General features: G+C 51.3%; 11 protein-coding genes. 9 read left to right on the top strand and 2 right to left on the bottom strand.

From position 1 onward, the window contains the following. Positions 1-265: 265 nt before the first annotated feature. A complete protein-coding gene (locus OHJ21_RS05205) occupies positions 266-1,369 on the top strand; it encodes an S-methyl thiohydantoin desulfurase family protein (protein WP_100536629.1) in 1,104 nt (367 codons plus the stop codon). After that, positions 1,362-2,912: a hydantoinase/oxoprolinase family protein gene (locus OHJ21_RS05210; RefSeq protein ID WP_326112674.1), complete on the top strand. Its 1,551-nt coding sequence runs from the start codon at positions 1,362-1,364 to the stop codon at positions 2,910-2,912. Before OHJ21_RS05205 ends, OHJ21_RS05210 begins: the two co-directional genes overlap by 8 nt. Before the next feature lie 330 nt (positions 2,913-3,242). Here OHJ21_RS05210 and OHJ21_RS05215 read toward each other — a convergent pair whose 3' ends face one another. Both OHJ21_RS05215 and OHJ21_RS05220 read right to left on the bottom strand, forming a co-directional pair. Next, positions 3,243-4,112: a cation diffusion facilitator family transporter gene (locus OHJ21_RS05215; protein WP_486019432.1), complete on the bottom strand. Its 870-nt coding sequence runs from the start codon at positions 4,110-4,112 to the stop codon at positions 3,243-3,245. A 480-nt stretch (positions 4,113-4,592) separates the two neighbouring features. Further along, positions 4,593-5,723, bottom strand: coding sequence for a GntR family transcriptional regulator (locus tag OHJ21_RS05220; RefSeq protein ID WP_486019433.1), 1,131 nt, complete (start codon positions 5,721-5,723; stop codon positions 4,593-4,595). 415 nt (positions 5,724-6,138) lie between these two features. On the opposite strand from OHJ21_RS05220, the gene OHJ21_RS05225 reads away from it, so the two are divergent. The 7 genes from OHJ21_RS05225 to OHJ21_RS05255 all read left to right on the top strand — a co-directional run bounded on the left by OHJ21_RS05225 (position 6,139) and on the right by OHJ21_RS05255 (position 19,542). Beyond that, positions 6,139-7,518, top strand: a complete 1,380-nt coding sequence (locus tag OHJ21_RS05225; protein WP_486019434.1) for an ABC transporter substrate-binding protein — start codon at positions 6,139-6,141, stop codon at positions 7,516-7,518. A gap of 78 nt (positions 7,519-7,596) precedes the next feature. Next, positions 7,597-8,490: a carbohydrate ABC transporter permease gene (locus OHJ21_RS05230; protein ID WP_394056528.1), complete on the top strand. Its 894-nt coding sequence runs from the start codon at positions 7,597-7,599 to the stop codon at positions 8,488-8,490. Between the two features lie 11 nt (positions 8,491-8,501). Then, a complete protein-coding gene (locus OHJ21_RS05235) occupies positions 8,502-9,320 on the top strand; it encodes a carbohydrate ABC transporter permease (RefSeq protein WP_394056526.1) in 819 nt (272 codons plus the stop codon). A gap of 72 nt (positions 9,321-9,392) precedes the next feature. Further along, a complete protein-coding gene (locus OHJ21_RS05240) occupies positions 9,393-12,161 on the top strand; it encodes an alpha-mannosidase (RefSeq protein ID WP_486019436.1) in 2,769 nt (922 codons plus the stop codon). A gap of 16 nt (positions 12,162-12,177) precedes the next feature. Then, positions 12,178-13,392: an enolase C-terminal domain-like protein gene (locus OHJ21_RS05245; protein ID WP_486019437.1), complete on the top strand. Its 1,215-nt coding sequence runs from the start codon at positions 12,178-12,180 to the stop codon at positions 13,390-13,392. A gap of 24 nt (positions 13,393-13,416) precedes the next feature. After that, positions 13,417-14,292 carry an NAD-dependent epimerase/dehydratase family protein gene (locus OHJ21_RS05250; protein WP_486019438.1) on the top strand — a complete coding sequence of 292 codons (876 nt, stop codon included), beginning with the start codon at positions 13,417-13,419 and terminating at the stop codon, positions 14,290-14,292. A gap of 192 nt (positions 14,293-14,484) precedes the next feature. After that, entirely contained in the window at positions 14,485-19,542 is a 5,058-nt protein-coding gene (locus OHJ21_RS05255) for a glycosyl hydrolase family 28-related protein (protein ID WP_486019439.1), read from the top strand. Positions 19,543-19,550 lie beyond the last annotated feature (8 nt).

Here is a 19,550-nt window from a genome sequence, read left to right on the forward strand (position 1 = left end):
GGTAGGGAATGTGCTTATTGCATGCATGGGGCTATCGAAGGCATTGCTTGTTACGTTAGCAGGTTGCTCCATGAGTGTGCTGCTCATGATTTTCCAGGGGTAATTAAAGCACTGAATAAGGAAGGACGACGGTGTGTGATCCTTGTTCCCAAGCTTGCCACAGGTACCGAATCAGTCGTTGATCGGGATTGTCATCTCTTTTGTCGTGTATTATACAGACTATCGTTTATCGGATCAGAAAACCGTTATATTGGAGGAATCATGAATGAGATATTTAGATAAAGCAGCTGTTGAAAACATCGCCGTCGGCGCAGCATTTCTAGGAACCGGCGGAGGGGGAGATCCTTACATCGGGAAATTGATGGCTCTCTCGGCCATTGAGAAGTTTGGACCTGTAAAACTATGCTCTGTCGATGAGATTCAGGATGAGGACTTTTTCATTCCAGCCGCGATGATGGGGGCGCCTTCCGTATTAGTGGAGAAATTCCCTAAAGGGGACGAGTTTGTTAAGGTTTTTCAAAAATTAGCGAATTACTTGGGAAAAGAACAAATCGCCGGCACGTTTCCGATGGAAGCGGGAGGCGTCAATTCCATGATTCCGATCGTCGTTGCGGCGCAGCTGGGATTGCCTCTGATCGACTGTGACGGTATGGGGAGGGCGTTCCCGGAGCTTCAAATGGTGACGTTTAACCTGGACGGCATTCCGGCGACACCGATGGCGATTTCGGATGAAAAAGGGAACATCGGCATCTTTGAAACCATTGATAATACATGGACGGAACGGCTCGCCAGAGCGGCCACGGTTGAAATGGGCGCCAGTGCTTTAGTAAGCCTGTACCCGGCAACGGGTGCTCAAATGAAGCAAAGCGGCGTTCATCATATTGTGACTCTCTCCGAACAGATTGGAGAAATCATTACATCGAAGAATCGGGACGCGGGCGATAAGCTTCAAGAACTGCTGAAGCTGGTGTCCGGCTATGAGCTTTTCCAAGGCAAAATCGTGGATGTCATCCGGGAAACCAAGGGAGGATTTAACCTCGGTCGAATGCATCTCGAAGGAATCGAGGCGTTTAAAGGCGGAGAGATGAAGGTTCATTTTCAAAATGAAAACCTGATTGCTGTAAAGAACGGTCAAGTGGTAGCGATGACCCCCGATTTGATCTGTCTGGTTGATTACGAAACCTTGTCGCCTGTAACCACGGAGAGCCTGAAATACGGTAAACGCGTACGTGTTATTGGACTGCCCGCTCATGAAAAGTGGAGAACGGAAAAGGGAATCCAGACGGCAGGACCAAGATGCTTCGGATATGATTACGATTATGTTCCTATTGAGGAAATGGTGAAAAAGGCGGTGGCTCAGAATGTATAGAATCGGGATCGATGTAGGCGGCACCAACACAGACGCCATCATTTTGGATGAGCATTATCATCTGATTCATGCGGTGAAAACACCAACAACTATAGATATTAAAACGGGTATTGAAACCTCGCTCCGGAATTTGCTAAAGGAATCGAATAGAGATAAAACCCAAATCACGCATGCCATGTTAGGTACAACCCAGTGCACGAATGCCATTGTTGAGCGCAAAAAGCTGGCCCAAGTCGGCGTCATTCGTCTGGGTTACCCGGCAACGGCTTCCGTTGCTCCCTACACGTCCTGGCCTGAGGATATGGTTCAGAAACTGTCGGGTAAATATGCTCTCGTTCATGGCGGTTATGAATATGACGGCCAAGTGCTTGGAGAAGTCGACGAAGCTGAAATTAGAGCTCTTTTAGAGGAATGGGGGAGCAGTGTCGAGTCCATCGCCGTCATTGGTGTGTTTTCATCCATTAAAAATGATCAGGAGCTTCAGGTTCGCGATCTCATCCATCAAGTATATGGACCGGGATTCCCTGTTTCCTGTTCTTCCCTGATCGGTTCGGTCGGTTTAATAGAAAGGGAAAATGCGACCATACTCAATGCAGCATTGTGCAAGGTTATTGAAACGACAACCCAAGGATTTGTGCAGGCGTTAAAAAATGAAGGCATCACAGACGCAGCGGTGTTTTTATGCCAGAATGACGGTACCTTAATGTCGATTGATTACGCCAAACAATTTCCGATCCTGACCATTGCATGCGGGCCAACGAACAGCATACGCGGCGCCTCTTATTTGGCGAAGATCAAAGATACGATGGTTCTCGACGTGGGAGGGACGACATCGGACATCGGGGTTTTGCAGGACGGGTTCCCAAGAGAATCTTCGGTTGCGGTCGAGGTTGGCGATATCCGCACGAATTTCCGCATGCCGGATATTATCTCCGTTGGGCTGGGCGGCGGAAGCATCGTGCGCTCGGAGAACGGCAAAATTACGGTTGGCCCTGACAGCGTAGGATACAAGATTGGACAGGAAGCGCTGGTCTTTGGCGGGCATACGCTGACTACAACAGACATTGCCGTTCGGCTGGGACTCGCGGATGTCGGGGATAAGAGCTTGGTAGCGCATCTGGATGAAGACTTCGCTAAAAAGGTGCAAACTGAAATTGGAACCATCCTTGAGCAGGCCATTGATAAAATGAAGACATCGTCGGGAGACGTTGAGCTTGTTTTGGTAGGCGGCGGCAGTGTCGTTATACCGGACACGATTCGCGGGGTATCCCATATGATTAAACCTGAGAACGGGGGCGTAGCCAACGCCATTGGTGCGTGTATTGCTCAAATCAGTGGACAATATGAACAAATTTATATTTATTCTACAGAGCCCCGTGAGGATTCCTTAAGAGATGCGCAAGAAAAAGCCGTGAAGCAGGCGGTGCTGGCTGGCGCTGATCCGGCTACGGTGGAACTCGTGGAAGTGGAAGAAACCCCGCTGGCTTATCATCCGGGAAATGCGACAAGACTGAGAGTGAAAGTCGTAGGAAACATGAAGTAGGAGAGAGGCCTCACATAAGTTTATACAACTTGTGTGAGGCTCTTTTTCGTTATCGGTGAGGTGCAGTGTGATGAATGGAAAAGAGATTTCACTCATTCTATATGAACGCTAATTTCGGGGAAGTAGAATCTGCCGGACGCATCCGACCGTGTCGGACGCCATGAATACAAGAACGTTAAAGGATTTATGATAAAAGCTTCAATTGAAGAATAAATCAATCCTAGAACATATAGCGGAGCAATAAGTAAATTGAATAAAGTGAAAGGTCCGGCCAACAGGAATGTGGCCGGACCTTTTTCATTGCTTATGTCACTTGGTAATGTTGGAGGCTTAACTCGGTTCAATATGAACATGTACGTCATAAACGCCGTGTGTTTCTTTTAGTTCATGCTCCACCTGGTCAGAAATATCATGGGCGACCCGGATATCCAGATTCGACCTGACCAGGATGACGATGTCGACAACCGTGTTGCTGCCATAATTCCTTGCCCGGATGTCTTTGACTCCCTTAACGCCAACCACTTGTTTTACGGTTTCTTTATAGTCTTTGACAATGTTCTCATCGAAGCCATCGGTTAAATGATGAGAGGCATCCCGGAATATATCCCAAGCGGTTTTACATATCAGGAAGCCTACCAATACGGCGGTAAGCGGATCGAGCCATGGCAGATGAAATTGGGCGCCGATGATACCGACGACCGTACCGATGCTGACCCAGGCATCCGACAGGTTGTCCTTGGCAGCCGCCATAACGGCCTGACTGTTTACTTTGGTGGCTAGGCGCTTATTGTAGCGGTAGACCAAGTACATCACAATGGCGCAGCCCATGCCGGTCCACGCGGATATAAGATCAGGCGATGCATGGTTTCCTTCAAACATGGAAGTTACGGCCCCGAACAGGACCTGGATCCCGACGGCCATCATGATGAAGGAAGCAATCAAGGAGGATACCGTTTCCGCTTTCCAGTGACCGTATGGATGATCCCGGTCCGCAGGTTTTTGCGATAATCGCAGTCCGATCAGTACAGCAATGGATGCCACGATGTCTGTGGCATTATTTAATCCGTCTGCCCGCAGGGCCTCGGAATTGGCAGTGTAACCTATCCATAATTTGATTGCAGATAGACAGATATAAGCAATGATACTGATGATGGCACCTTTTTCACCCAATTTTAAATCCTGATAACGTTGTTGTTCCAAATCTAGCCGACTCCTTCCGCACGCCCCAAAAAATAGTACCTGACTATATTACCAAGCAGAGCAGGGGTGGGTCTAGAGCAACGTTTTTTCCTATCACTTAATAAGTGACAAGGGGCAAAAAGAGTTGCACCAGACTAAGAAAGATAGATTCGAATAAAACACAAAAACCGCTGGCGGCAGGCCGGCGGTTTTTTGTAATTATATATCAAACGTCGATAAGCAGCCTCCAAATCGTGTTTCCACCTATCGTATGCTATCGATTATTTTTCCGGGATTTGCGCCGGATAATGCGTATCATCAGCATGATGGAGAGAATCCCGATTATGGCATGCATAGGCCTCTTGCCTCCTGAAGGTTCATGATGGATCATCGGCTACGCATTCATATTATTCACGATGGAAGGACAGTGCTTGGGTTGTTAGGCTCAGTAGGTCCACAGAATCGAGAGTGAACACGCATTGATGATGGATAGTCGACATGCTATGGCGTTCGGTTCGTTTCCCTCGCTTTTGCCGTTGATTGGCGGGGAACCAGAACCGTGGGCAGCTTGATCTGCTGGTATTCGCTGCTTTGATTCTCTATTTGCTTTATAATCAGCCTGCCGGCTTCACGACCGAGTTCGAGCTCCTGCTGGACGACGGCCGTAGGGGGAATGATGCAGTAGTCTGGATACTCCACATCATCGAAGAATACAACCGATAGATCCTCCGGCACGGAGATGCCGAGTTGTAAAGCAGCTTGAATGACATGCGGGCTGAAGTTAGAGGACAAGAGAGCCGTCATCTGCGGATTCGCCTTTAAAAACTGCTGGATCATGGCGATAACCTCCTCGTCACTGCTGGTCATCGTCAGTTTTGTCATCTGCATGCCGCGATCGATGAGAATGTGTCGGTCCTCAAGGGCTTTTTCGTAGCCGTGTAACCGGTCTTCGATGCTTGAAGTTCCTTCAACAAGTGTAGAGATAAACCCAATTTGGCTATGACCGAGCTCATGCAGATGGTTGACGGCTTGTATGGCCGCCGCATAGTTATCCGAGCTGATCGAATTGGTGTCCACTCCCTTTAGCTCGCGGTCAAGCAGGACAAGGGGGAAGCGGTTCAGCGTAAGCGACAGGATTTCGTTGTTGTAGTGCTCTCCTTCCACGGGATAAATGATGAGACCTTTTACTCCGGCCTGCTTCATTTCCTGGATCCTCAGAATTTCATGTTCCTGGGAGTCATTGGTTTTCGCGAATAAGAGCTGGTATCCGTTAGCGGACAGGGTATCTTCGATTCCGCTCAGCAGATTGGCGGTGAACCGGTTGTCCAGACGGGGCAGGAGAAAACCGATTGTCGGCACTGTGTGAGTCGCTTTTTCGTCTGAAGAGATACTTGATATATCCTCCGGGTGGTGGTCGGACACAAAGGTGCCCTTGCCCTGCAGTCTGTAGACTACTCCTTTATCCACCAGTGTCGTCAGTGCATTCTTCACCGTAATTCGACTGACGCCGAATTGTTCTGCGAGTTCATTCTCGGAAGGAATGCGGCTGCGAGGTTTCCAATATTCGTTTTGAATCTGTTCAATGATAAACGTTTCGATTTTCTTGTACATGGGCGTGAATTTTTTTACCATGGCATTTATCTCCAATCGCTAATAGATCCGATTTAAATATATTATAAAAATACAACATATACAAGTGTTGTTTATTTATATCAAGTTATCATGAGGATAAAAATGAGAGTCAATCTTTGTTCATGCCTGTTAAACCTGAGATGTCTTATTGTTAAAGAAAATGTCAGATGGATCCAGCTCCTAGGTTGTATTAAAAAATAAACATTTAAATCAAAAAATATGTTGTTTATATTGTTATTAAAGTTATTGGATAAAACGTTTCCAATACGACGTATTCATCTCATATGAATGACAGGTCGCATGAATGTTCCTTGAGATCAAAAGGAGGTGTAGCAGCTTTTATCCGGATATGGCTAGTCATAATGAGTTCGTAACTGAAGGACATTCAAAAATCGAAGATAAGGGTGGTTGCACAATGAAAGCCAGAGCAGGAATGATGATTACGCTGTTGACTGTTTTTTCTCTATTTGTAAGCGCTTGCGGTGGAGGCCAATCAAGCGGAACTGATTCGGGCACTAATAAAGAACTGACGATGTGGACCTGGAAGGTGGCTTATACGCCGGGAATCGAGGCTGCCGCGAAACTGTACGAGGAGAAAACAGGCGTCAAAGTAAAATTGGAGACGTTCACGCCGGACGATACGTACCGCCAGAAATTTCAGGCTGCCGCTAACTCCAAGAATCTGCCGGATATCGTGAATTGGTGGGCAACTGCCGGCGATTCCATCGAGAACTCTGTAATGGAGCTCTCGGGAGAGGTAGGCGACGATATCTTGAGCACCTACTACAGTGCAGCTATGGATCCGATCATCGTCACGCAGAGTCAGGTTGATTCCTGGCAGGAAGACAAGAACGCCACAACGATTCAAAAGTCGCTGAAGGCTGGCCAGTTCTACGGACTGCCCTTGGATATCGGCGGATTCTTTACCTTCTATGGTAACAAGAAGCTGATTGAAGAAGCGGGTCTGACGGCGGAAGCGCCAAAGACCTGGGAGGAATTCGTCACGATGATGGAGACGATCAAAGAGAAGACGGGAACGCCCGGATTGGTATTCGGAGCCAAGCTTCCTGATTTGTGGGAGAACTGGGCCGGATCGGCTTTGTCCATCATGCTGAATGAACCGCAAGGTTATATCGATCTGCTCGAACGCAAGTCCAAAATGAGCGATTCGGCTAATTTACCGGTGGTGAAAGCGGTTGAAACGTTAGCCAATAAAGATCTGTTAATGCCGGGCATTCTTTCGACGGATATCGATGGTGCCGATCAGGCATTTGCCGCAGGCAAAGCTGCCTTTGACCTGGGGGGTTCCTTCACGATGTCGACGCTGCTGGCCATGGGGATGAATCCGGAGGATATCATTACTTTCCCGGTGCCGCCGCTGGAAGGATCGAAAATTACGAGCTGGACGACGGATCCTTTTACTTTGACGATGCTGTCCGTGAACAAGAATTCCAAGAACAAGGATCAAGCGCTCGACTTCATTAAATTCCTGACCGCCGATCCGGATGCTGCCGTTGCGTTTGCTAATGCAGCGTATACCGTACCGGCACTGAATCTGGGTGACCGCGCGCAGGATCTGGACCCGAACCTGAAGTCGATATCGGATGCGTTCGCAGCGGAGCCTGGGCCGTACAGCCAAGCGTCCCCGGCGATCAATACGTATCGCGGCAAGCATAAAGAGTGGGAAGTATACGCCCAATCGATGCAATCCATGATCGAGAAGAAAATGACGGCCGAAGAAGTGGCCAAAACATTCGACGACACGATGGAAAGTCTGAAAGCCAGCGGCAACTAAGCCGCATACCGGAGCGATCGACCGGACCCACCACGGGTTCAGTCGATCGCTAAATTGAGAAGCCAAAGGTGATGGATCATGATAAAGAGTCGAAATAAGTGGGTGCCTTATCTTTTTTTGCTGCCCGGAGTACTTCTGTTTCTTGCCATCGGCATTTACTCGGTCGGATTCTCGATCATGCTCAGTTTTTATAACTGGTCAGGAATTGATTTTTCAACGGCGCGGTTTGAAGGTCTCGCGAATTTCCGTCAATTCCTGCTTGGCGATGATCCGATCGTAACCCGGAATTTCTATAACGCGGTGCTCCATAACTTGGTGATTGCCGTTTCCCAGGTCATAGTCGTCGTACCGATCGCGCTTGTCCTGGCCTTTGTGCTGCAAAACACGAAGGCGGCATCCTGGTACCGGACGATTTACTTCCTGCCGATGATTGCATCCGGTGTAGCGATTTTCTATGTATGGAAAGGACTGTTTGAACCAAGCGGAGCGTTCAACTCGCTGTTCCTCTGGCTGGGGCTGGATTTTCTGGCGGTGCCCGGGGGGATGCTCGGTAGTTCATCGACCTCCTTGCTCGGCATTATTCTGACATCCATATGGGGCGGATTGCCTGGAACGCTGATTCTGTATTACGCGGGTCTGACGTCCATCGATCCCACCCTTTACGAAGCGGCAAGCGTAGACGGCGCCAAAAAATCTACGATGATCATGAGAATCACGTGGCCGCTGCTGAAGCCGATTACGCTCATTGCGGTCATCCAGATGGTGAACGGTGCCTTCCAGGCCTTCGAGAATGTATTCATCATGACGGGCGGGGGACCGGCCGGAAGCTCGGAGGTTATCGGCACCCTGGTGTATCGAACAGCTTTCCTGAACAATGACTACGGTCTGGCCAGCGCGATTGGATGGGTATCTTTTCTGATTACCGGCGTTATCGCCATCTTCAGCATCCGTTCATTCCAGGCGGACATCTAAAGGAGGATCACATGGTCAAACTTATTAAACACGTCGTTCTAATCCTGTACGGATTGACCTGCCTGTATCCTTTCGTCTGGATGATCGGCACCTCGCTGAAAACGTCGCAAGATGCGCTGGCCAATCCGCAAAGTCCGTTTCCGCAAGCCGCTCCGGCCTGGTCCACGTTCGGAGAGGTCTGGAACAAACTGAACTTCTATCAGTTTTTTGTCAACAGCGTGATCGTGAGTGCGGTCGTCATTGTCGGCGTCATCCTGATCTACACCATGATGGCATTTTCGTTTGCGAAGTTTATATTTAGAGGCAAAAAATTCATCTACTACATGTTCATTGCGCTGCTGCTTGTTCCGGGGGTAACTACACTGATCCCGCTTTATATCAACATGACAAATCTGGGGCTGCAAAATACGTACGTCGGCATGATCCTGCCCATGATCAACGGCGCTGCGCCGTTTGCCATTTTCCTGTTCACCAGCTATTTCCGCACGATTTCGCATGAGCTCTACGAGAGTGCCGTGCTGGACGGCTGCGACAACTTCAAAATCTACTACAGGATCTACCTGCCGCTTGCTTTGCCTGCAATCGGGACGATTGCCATCCTGAACTTCATCGGCAGCTGGAACAATATCCTGTGGCCGATGATCATCGTGGACAGCCGGGATATGTTCACCTTGCCTATGGGCCTGATGTACCTGGATTCTTCCTCATTCAAGAAATGGAATGAATTGATGGCGGGCGCTTTGATTACGGTCATTCCGATTCTGGTCGCGTTCCCGTTCATGCAGAAGATGTACGTCAAGGGGATGACGGTCGGCTCGGTCAAAATGTAATAATGCTTGGATTCGTAATCATCGACAAATGAATTAACCGGAACTAAACCTTACAAGATTGGGATGAACTGGATGACTACAAAAACAGCGCACGTTATCGCGCATTCGCATTGGGATAGAGAGTGGTATCTGCCATATGAGAAGCACCGGCTGAAGCTGGTTCGGCTGATGGAAGATTTAATCGAGACGTTTGAAAAGGACCCGGAATTTACAAGCTTTCACCTGGATGGCCAATATATCGTGCTGGAGGATTATTTGGAGATCATGCCGCACAGGGCGGATCAGGTCCGATCCTTAGTTGAACAGGGCAAGCTGATCGTGGGCCCTTGGTACATCCTCCAGGATGAATTCCTGGTCAGCAGCGAAGCCAACGCCCGCAACCTGATGATCGGCATCATCGCTTCAAGGAAAATGGGCGGTTACCCGAGGATCGGTTATTTTCCGGATTCCTTCGGCAACATGGGGCAGGCGCCGCAGCTGATTCGTCAGGCGGGCATAGAAGTAGCCGTCTATGGACGCGGCGTGAAGCCCGTGGGATTCAATAATGAAATCCAGTCCGGCAGCGAGCATACCTCCAAATACTCGGAGATGCATTGGGAGTCTCCGGACGGTTCCAGGGTGCTGGCGATTCTGTTCGCCAATTGGTACAACAACGGGATGGAGATTCCGGCGGAGCCTGATGAGGCAAAAGCGTACTGGACTCAGAAGCTTGCCGAAGCCGAGGAATTCGCTTCAAGCCCGGAGCTGCTGTTCATGAACGGTTGCGACCATCAGCCGCTCCAGAAGGATCTGACGCTGGCGTTGCAAACGGCCGCCAACCTCGTGCCTGGCGTGACGTTCCGTCACTCCAGCTTTCCGGAGTATATCGCCGCCTTGCGGAGTGCGAGCCCGGAATCGCTGGACGTCATCCGCGGCGAGCTTCGAAGCCAATGGACCGACGGTTGGATTACGCTCGTGAATACGGCGTCCGCCCGTGTATATATCAAGCAGCAAAATGCGAAAACGCAAACGCTGCTGGAGAAAGTGGCCGAACCGCTGGGCGTCATGTCATCGCTGGCCGGTGCGGCGTATCCGCGGCATGAGCTGTTATATGCCTGGAAGACGCTGCTTCAGAATCATCCGCATGACAGCATCTGCGGCTGCAGCATCGACGAGGTGCACCGGGAGATGATGACGAGGTTTGCCAAATCCCAGCAGGTTGCCGAATCGGTTGCGGCGCAGAGTGCGGCTTGGATAGCCGAATCGGTAAATACCTCCGGTTTCGATCCGAGAGCGGCCCGCCCATTCGTAGTATTAAACACCTCGGGGCACAGCCGATCAGGAGTTGTTAGGGCAAAAGTGGATGTGGAGCGGCGGTATTTTGACCACCAGCCGCCACATTTGAAGTATCAGGAGTTCAAACAGCAATTTGAAACATTTGATCCGAAGGAGTGGATCGTAACAGACGGGAACGGGAAACAGGTGGAGGCCGTGATTATTTCAATAGGTCCGGTGTTTGGCTATGATCTGCCGGATGACCGATTCCGTCAGCCTTACTGGGCTTATCAAGTGGAAGTGGAGCTTTACGTTCAAGATATTCCAGGGATCGGATACCGCACGTTTGCCCTGGTCCGCAAGGATGTCAAAGGTGAGAAGGCGTGTAGAGCGCCCGTATCCTCTCAATTGGTCGCAGGCGATCAGGTCATGGAAAACCAGTTTCTCCGTATTGTGATTGCCAAAGACGGATCTTTTTCGTTATCGGACAAAATCAATGACCGCATGTATGAGGGACTTGGCATCTATGAGGATACCGGCGACATTGGAAATGAATATATGTACAGGCAGCCGGATGACGAAGTTCCACTGACCACTCAAGGGCTCCCAGCGAACATTAAGCTTATGCAACATACAGGGCTGAGGGTGGTATACCGGATCGAACACACCTGGAAGCTTCCGACCCGTGCGGATGACCTGCTGGATGAAGAGATTCGGTCCATGGTACCGTTCCGGTTCCGTCAATCCCGGCGGGTGAGCGAAATGGCGGAGGTCCGGCTTGTAACAGAGCTGACCCTTGAGAAGGATAGCCGTTCGGTCGGCATCAAGAGTTACATTGACAATACGGTGCGGGATCATCGCATCCGTATGCTGTTTCGAACTGGGCTTGAGGCGGAACATGCGACGGTTGACTCCATCTATGAGCTGGCAAAACGTCGAATTCAACCGGAGGCGGAATGGAGCAATCCGAGCAATACCCAGCATCAGAACTCGTTTGTCAGCATAAGCAGTGGCCATGAGGGATTGACGATTGCAAACAAGGGTCTAAACGAGTATGAAGTGCTTGCGGATCAGAACGTGCTCGCGATCACGCTGCTGCGTGGAGTGCGTGAGCTTGGGGATTGGGGAGTATTCGCGACCCCGGAAGCCCAGTGCCTGGGGCAGCACATCGCTGAGATGGAGCTGATTCCGCATGGTCTGGACGTGGTCAACTCCGGTGCCTATGTGCAGGCATATCAATTCTCGGTTCCATGGACGGTGCAGCAGACAGGAGTGCATGAAGGTCCATTGCCATCGTCACACGCGTTTTTGCGATGGGAAGGGGAAGGTCTCGCGTTTAGTGCGTTAAAACGGGGTGAAGAGAGCGATGATATATTGTTCCGAGCCTTCAATGTGTCCTCGGAAGCAACTTGGATGAAGATAACTCCATCATTCAATGTCGATCAGGTATATGAAAGCACGATTATGGAAGATCAGGGAGGACCGATTAGTCGGGATGAAGCCGGTTACATGCTGAAGGTAGGCCCGGCGAAAATCCAGACCATCGGCATTCAATCGGCTGCATGCAGATCCGATGGAATCTTTTAATGACGGAGGGAAGGGCATGGCTATCATTTCAGACATTCAATGTATTCGCACCCGGCATGACGGAAGCTGGGTCATCGTCAAAGTGCTGACTGACCAGGACGGCCTGTACGGGATCGGATCTGCCAGCGATATATACCAGCCCGGGGCGATTGTCAGCGTTATCGAAGAATTGCTGAAGCCGCTTCTGATCGGCCGGGACGCGAGCCAGATCGAGGACATCTGGCAAACCATGTATACCAGCGGGTATTGGCGCAACGGTTCTACGCTTCATACGGCGATGGGCGGGATTGATATGGCGCTGTGGGATATCAAGGGCAAGGAGGCGGGGCTGCCGGTATATCAGCTGCTCGGCGGCGCTGTCCGGACGGCGGTTCCTTGCTACGCGCATGCCAATGGTTCCTCCTATGAGGAGCTTGAGGAAGAGGTGCTGGCTTATCAAGAGCAAGGATATAACGTGATCCGCTGCCAGCTTGGTGGATACGGCGGCGGCGGTTTTGTATCCGGACGACAGCAGTCGTCCAGATTCCCTGCTGCCAACCGGTTTGATGAAGCCCGTTATATCACGGCCATTCCGGCCATGTTTGAGAAACTGCGTGTGCGGTTTGGTATGAATCTGTCATTTACGCATGACGTGCATGAGCATTTAACGCCTTCAGGTGCGGTTGCCCTATCCAAGCAGCTTGATCCATATCGCTTGTTCTTCTTGGAGGATCTGCTTCCGTCGGAGCACACGGACTGGTATCGCAGCGTGAAGTTGACCAGCACAACCCCGCAAGCCGTTGGCGAGCTGTTCGTACATCCTCTGGAATGGCTGCCCTTGGTCAAAGAACGCTTGATTGACTTCGTAAGAATGCGTGTCTCCAAGGTCGGGGGGATTACCCCCTGCCGCAAAATCGCCGCCGTCTGCGAAGCGTTCGGCGTGCGGACCGCATGGCAGGAAGGCGGGGAGAATGATCCCGTGAATCAAGCGGCCGCAGCCCATTTGGACATGGCCATCATGAGTTTCGGCGTGCAGGAAAGCAATCATTTCCTTGCAGAGGAACAGGAAGTCTTTCCCGGACATGCGGTGCTGAAAAGCGGGCATCTGCAGGTTAACGACAAGCCGGGGCTCGGGATCGATATCGATGAGGCCAAAGCGACAGCGTTACTGCGTGATCCAAAACGCCTCACATCCTATCACCACCCATACAAGCTGGACCGCAAGCCGGACGGAACGCTACTTCGGCCGTAAGGCTAATGACAAGGAGGCATCATCATGAACAAAATCATCGTCACAGGCTCGGAAGGCAAACTCGGACATTACGTGGTGGAAGAGCTGAACCGGGCGGGTTACACGGTCATTGGCACGGATACCCGCCCGTCCAGCGGAAGGAACCGGTATGCCCGTTATGTTCAAGGGGACTTGAATCAACTCGGAGAGGTATATGGATTATTAGCCGAGGCGGATGCCGTGATTCATCTGGCGGCCATACCGAATCCTGTCAGTTATTCGCCTGAGCGGATATTCGCTAACAATGTCATGTCCACCTTTAACGTTATGGAGGCCGCATCGAAGCTGGGTATCCAGCGTGTCGTTTTCGGGTCCAGCGAGTCGGCTTACGGCTTTTGCTGGGCGAAGCATCCGTTTGCGCCTCACTATCTTCCCGTTGACGAAGGCCATCCGCTGCTGCCACAGGAGAGCTACGGACTATCCAAACAGACCAACGAGCTGATTGGCGACACATTTGCCAGGCAGGTGGACATGCAAGTATTCGCCATGCGGTTTTCTTTGGTTCTGACTCCGGAAGAGTATAGCCGCGAGATTGCTGCTTTCTCCGATACCTCCAGGCATCATCGCATTCTATGGAGTTACATCGATGCGAGAGATGCAGCCACCGCATGCCGTCTTGCGATAGAAACAGGACCTAATGAAGCGCTGGAGGCCTGCCGCCTGGATGTGACGTCCAGCGATATCCTCAGCGATATTGGTTTGGAAGAACTGGCACGGCAATATTATCCACAGGTACCTTTGTCAGGGACCTCTATTCAGGAATTGACCGCTTTCGTATCCAATCGGCGCGCGCGAGAGCGGCTGAACTGGAAGCCGGTGCATTCATGGAGGGAAGCGGTTGGACAGCAAGACATGCAATGAGGAATAACCAAGACCCGGACCATTTATATTGGAAAACTTAGAATCCTGTCGTCCATCCATTGTGGAAGCAGACCTGCATGGGAACTGCTTCGCCTTTGCTGCCGATCGAGAGCGAATACAATCATGATCCCGCATCGAACAGGCTTGTTTTCGAGCAGCTTGATATCATGATCAAGCATGGGAGGTATAATCGTGAACAGTCGATTATGGTTAGAGGTAAGGAGCGCCATCGCGCGAATGGTGGTTATCGTTATGTTATGTTCGGGTGTCTTCGTTACACCTGTACCGGCATTTGCAGCCGCAGAGCTGCAAGAAGCCGGCAGAAGTGGAGACGTTATGCCAGATGGGATGCCCCCTATGGATTCGGAGGAATCCGTAAAGATAACCCTGGGTGAGACGCCCTTGGAGGAAGGTATTTCCGGGCGTCCTGGCGATGGCCCGCCGGAAGGGCTGCAGGTTGGAACGCTGGACGGCAAAGGGTATTGGCAAACCAATCAAAGTGTTAACCCGAACAACCCGGGCGACAACATATTATATTTCTATTTCGATGTTGCAGATGACTTTCTGTTCGAAAATACCGATCAGGATGTATTCGTATCGGTTGATTATTTCGATCGCGGAAGCGGTGCCATGGTGCTTCAGTATGATTCGAAGGAATCCAGCTTCAAGGATGCGGCGCTGTTCCGGTACGGGAACACCGAAACCTGGAACACGTATACCTTCAAGCTGAGCGACGCCAACTTCGGAAATCGGACCCATGGAGGAGATTTTCGGATCGGGGTAAGCGGCGCAGGAGCCCCGGAGCCGAATCCGGAACTTTATATCGCTCAGGTGACCGTTCATAAACAGCCGCGGCTTGGCGGCGGTGAGTCCGAAACCAAGGTCTACGATACTGAATACCAAACGTCAGATATCGTGATTGCGGACCGGAGCGTAACGGATTATGGAGCAAAGGGAGACGGAACCGCCGATGATACCCAAGCGTTCCGGGATGCCTTGGCGCAGGCAGGCAATCGCGGGGGCGGTGTGGTCTTCGTTCCTTCAGGAACGTACAAACTGACGGGTGAGCTCGTCATTCCTACCGGGGTTACCTTGCGCGGTGATTGGGGGAATCCGGACGAGCACGGAGGTTTGGTGAAAGGAACGATTATTGCCGTATACAGCGGCAAAGGACAAGAAAACGGAACCAGCTTCATGAAGCTTGAGCCCTCCAGCGGCGTTACGCATATGTCCATTTGGTATCCCGAGCAGGACGTTTCTGCACCGGTAGCTTACCCATGGACGATTGAGCAGCTTCCTGGCGACAGTGCCACCGTTAAGAATGTGACACTCGTCAACGCCTATCAAGGCATCAAAATCGGGCCGGAATGGAACGAACTCCATTATGTGAAGGACCTATACGGCACCACGCTGAAAACCGGTATTTTCCTAGATTTCACGACAGACATCGGGAGACTGGAACAGCTTCACCTGTCCCCGGACGTATGGGCCGATTCAGGTTTGCCAGGTTCACCCGAACGCACTCAACTGCGTGAATACATGACCCGGCAATCCGAGGGCATCGTGATGGGCCGTTCCGACTGGGAGTATATGTCGAGTATCCATATCTCTGGATATAAGATTGGAATGCGGATTACAACAAGAACGGGAAGCCTCGAAACAGCGAATGCCCAGCTGTATAAGATCCATATCGAAGATTGTCATGTCGCGCTCAAAATAGAAGGAGTCAATGATTATGGATTGCTCGTGACTGACAGTCGATTCGAAGCAAGTGTTGGAGATGCCCCTGTTGCCATCTACGCATCGGAAGGCTTCCGCTCCATCGCACAGTTTAACAGCGTTACGGTGGGAGGCACTCCATCGAATGCGGTCGTGAATGAGGGAAGCGGGACATTGTCCTTTGAAAGCAGCACCTTCGAGAATTGGGGAGAAGGCAGCGGCGACTATGCCATCGCGGCTAAAAACGGCTCGCTAATATTAGGCGGTTCCAGCTTCGCTAAACCGGATCGGCATCTTTTGCTTGAGGGGAATGTGGAAACGATCCATGCCATCAATTCAGGTTATCAAGGGGAACTTACGGTGAACGATGATAGTGCCGCGGCCGAGCTGAACATCCATCAGGATGAAGGGTTTGCATTAGAGACTATTCCAGATGTTCCGTCTGTGGAGATCGCTGCACGGCCCAAACCTGGAACACGCGAATTGTATAACGTGGTGAAAGAGCCCTATGCAGCGGACCTTACAGGGAATGCGGATTCATCGCAAGCCATTCAGCGCGCCTTAAGTGACGCAGGGGCGGCAGGGGGCGGCACGGTGTATATGCCAGCCGGCATTTACCGGGTCGAGCAGCCGTTGGTCGTGCCGTCCGGCGTGGAACTGCGTGGCAATTATGATGTGCCGCATCATACGATCGGAAACGGCACGGTGATTTTTACGAATTACGGGGAGAACGCTCCGGAAGCCGATGCCTTTATACAATTGGAAGCTGCGGCGGGACTTCGCGGATTGTCCGTCTATTACGATCAGCAGACCTGGACGGAAGCGAATCCGGTTAAACCATACGCTTGGACCGTGCAGGGATTGGGGGAAAGCGTGTATCTGATCGATACGACATTGGTCAATCCGTATAAGGCCGTTGACTTCGGGAGCCATGATACAAGCGGCCATTATATCGATTACGTCGCAGGCTCGCCGCTTATGGAAGGCATATACCTTGGCGGCGGGTCTGACGGCGGATATATGCGGAACGTCCAGTTCAACCCGCATTATTATGGACGCAGCAATTATCCCAACCACCCGTCGAACGACGCCGAGTTCAACATGATCTGGAACTATCAGAAGGAAAACCTGAATGCGTTCCGGATTGGGGACGTTACAAATCAGATCATATTCAACACGTTTGTTTATGGCTCGAAATTCGGAATTCATTTTGAAGAACAGAACGGCAATGGACCGGAAGCCGTCGTGATCGGCCATGGCACCGATGGCAGCAAGAAGGGAGCGGTGCTGCAAGGTGCTGGCTCGGCAGGCCTGTCGTTTATCAACACGGAGCTGGTATCCATGAGCACCACAGACAAGGTATACGTGGAGGTGTCGGACAGCTTTGCCTCCAAAGCGGTGTTTTTTAATACATCCATGTGGGGGGATACAACGCGTTCTTTTGATATTTACGGTGGAGATGTTCGCATTCAGCAAGCCAACTTCACGAATGTCGGCGAAATCGGCATCCATGCTATCGGTGGTGACATCCGGCTGTATAATTCATACTTTCAGCAGCCGCGTACCGATCATGTATACGCAGGTCCGGGTATTGAGAAGCTGGCCATTTCCAACAACTTGTTCAAGGGAGGCTTTCAGATCCGGAATGAAGCGCCTCCTGGAAAGGTAACGGGAACGAACCTGTTTCCGGTAGCGCTCAAGCTGATCCAGGAAGGATTTAATCCTGCTGATCCCGGTAATACCGGAACCAAACTGTCCTTAACGAATGTGGCGGGCACCACTTCGCTTAAAGGGCAGATCGAGTTGATTCAGCCGAGTGTGTATCATCAGAACTTTACTCCGATTCGTTTCGAGGGGCTGGGGATCGGTGAGAGTCTGGACATTCCGCTGCCCTATCTATCGAGTGACTTGCTCGCGTTCCGAGTAACGCTCGAGAATGGGTACCATTATGAAAGTTCGGTCAAGCTTTCGCAATCCTTCGCAACCAGGCATGATGCGGCCGGCTCTGTTCCTTCTATTGAAGTGTCCGGCCCTGAACATTACAACAGCGTTGGCGGAAGCTGGGGAGGTACAGATGATCTCGGCATTCTCTCGGAAGTCAGCTGGGATGAGGAAAACCTGTATGTAAGGGTTGATGTTCAAGACGATGTTCACCATCAAACCTTAACGCAGGGCGATATTTGGCAGGGGGACAGCTTACAGCTCGGCATCGACTTGGCCAAACAGGACGGTGCGGCTAGCAAGCATGTCAATGAGCTTGGATTTGCGTTGAATCAAGCGGGTGCCATAACCAAGTGGAGATGGAGAGCGCCGGATGGGATTGCACCTGGATCGTTGCAGTCCGTGCATGCCAACGTTACACGCGATGAAACCTTGAAAATAACGCGTTATGATCTTACGATTCCATTCGAAGCATTGCATGGCGACGGATACAGCTTCCGAATGGACCAACCGATCGGCTTTGCATTGCTCGTGAATGAAAATGATGGGGAAGGCCGCTCGGGCTTCATGGAGTTTAATCAGGGCATCGGCACTAGCAAGGATGCAAGATTGTACGGCAATCTGCACCTGCTCTCCGTGGATTATTCGAAATTGCTGGAATCATCGGCTTTAACCAGCGTCCAATCAGCCGAACATAAAAAAGACGTTACTTCAATCGATGCCGCGACCAACTTCGTCAATCTGCTTTTGGAGGGTTCATTGAAGTCCGGGTTGCAGTCACGACTAAAAGTGATAGCATCAGGGCCAAATCCGAATCCCGGGGGACCCGATCCAAATCCGGGTCCCGGCCCCGGTTCCGGATCAGGGACTGGCGGAGGCACGGGATCAAGCGACGGCAGCGTTCCAAGTGGTCCGACATCTAAACCCGACCATGAATCGAATAGTCCGCTGCTGCTGCTGCCCACACTGGATCCAGCCAACAAGTTGGCGACTGTCGAACTCGCCCGTAAAGACGCAGATCAGGCACTTGCGCGGATCAAGCCAGGCTCAGACGGTAAGAAGAAGTTGATTATCGATGTCAAAAGGGTGGACAGAGCCGAGGGATATGCACTTATACTTCCGGTTGAGCTTGTGAAGGAGCAGTCCGATGCTGGATGGCTGGAGATGAGAACCATATGGGGCAGCTTGTTACTTCCGGGAAGTTTGCTTGCCAACACGCCGGAACTACCCGGGAAATCAATCACCCTGACTCTAAGCCAACCGGATCGAAGCAAGTGGAGCATGGAACAAAAAGCCGGGTTCGAAGAGAGACCCGCCATCTCGCTGTCTGTTACTTCGGGCGGCAAGCCCGTGGAGTGGCAAGATGCGGAGGTTCCTATGACGGTTAGGATCCCTTATCAGCCGAATTCCAGCGAAATCCAAGACACGGAGCGGCTTTCCGTGCGTTTGCTCGGAGATCGGGGGCAAATCACTTCCATTCCAAGTGGCCGATATATCGAGTCTTCGAAACAAGTCGGGTTCCATGCGCAGCGGACGGGAACTTACGCCATTACACACCATACGAGACGTTCCGGGATATCGACCATCTGACATGGGCA

Source organism: Virgibacillus sp. LDC1 (genome assembly GCF_025792345.1).
Lineage (GTDB): Bacteria > Bacillota > Bacilli > Paenibacillales > Paenibacillaceae > Paenibacillus_AQ > Paenibacillus_AQ lautus.

Bases quoted from the DNA above. Each gene is read 5' to 3' on its own strand.
- OHJ21_RS05205 (WP_100536629.1), top strand. From the start codon at position 266: ATGAGATATTTAGATAAAGCAGCTGTTGAAAACATCGCCGTCGGCGCA.
- OHJ21_RS05210 (WP_326112674.1), top strand. From the start codon at position 1,362: ATGTATAGAATCGGGATCGATGTAGGCGGCACCAACACAGACGCCATC.
- OHJ21_RS05220 (WP_486019433.1), bottom strand. From the start codon at position 5,723: ATGGTAAAAAAATTCACGCCCATGTACAAGAAAATCGAAACGTTTATC.
- OHJ21_RS05225 (WP_486019434.1), top strand. From the start codon at position 6,139: ATGAAAGCCAGAGCAGGAATGATGATTACGCTGTTGACTGTTTTTTCT.
- OHJ21_RS05230 (WP_394056528.1), top strand. From the start codon at position 7,597: ATGATAAAGAGTCGAAATAAGTGGGTGCCTTATCTTTTTTTGCTGCCC.
- OHJ21_RS05235 (WP_394056526.1), top strand. From the start codon at position 8,502: ATGGTCAAACTTATTAAACACGTCGTTCTAATCCTGTACGGATTGACC.
- OHJ21_RS05240 (WP_486019436.1), top strand. From the start codon at position 9,393: ATGACTACAAAAACAGCGCACGTTATCGCGCATTCGCATTGGGATAGA.
- OHJ21_RS05245 (WP_486019437.1), top strand. From the start codon at position 12,178: ATGGCTATCATTTCAGACATTCAATGTATTCGCACCCGGCATGACGGA.
- OHJ21_RS05250 (WP_486019438.1), top strand. From the start codon at position 13,417: ATGAACAAAATCATCGTCACAGGCTCGGAAGGCAAACTCGGACATTAC.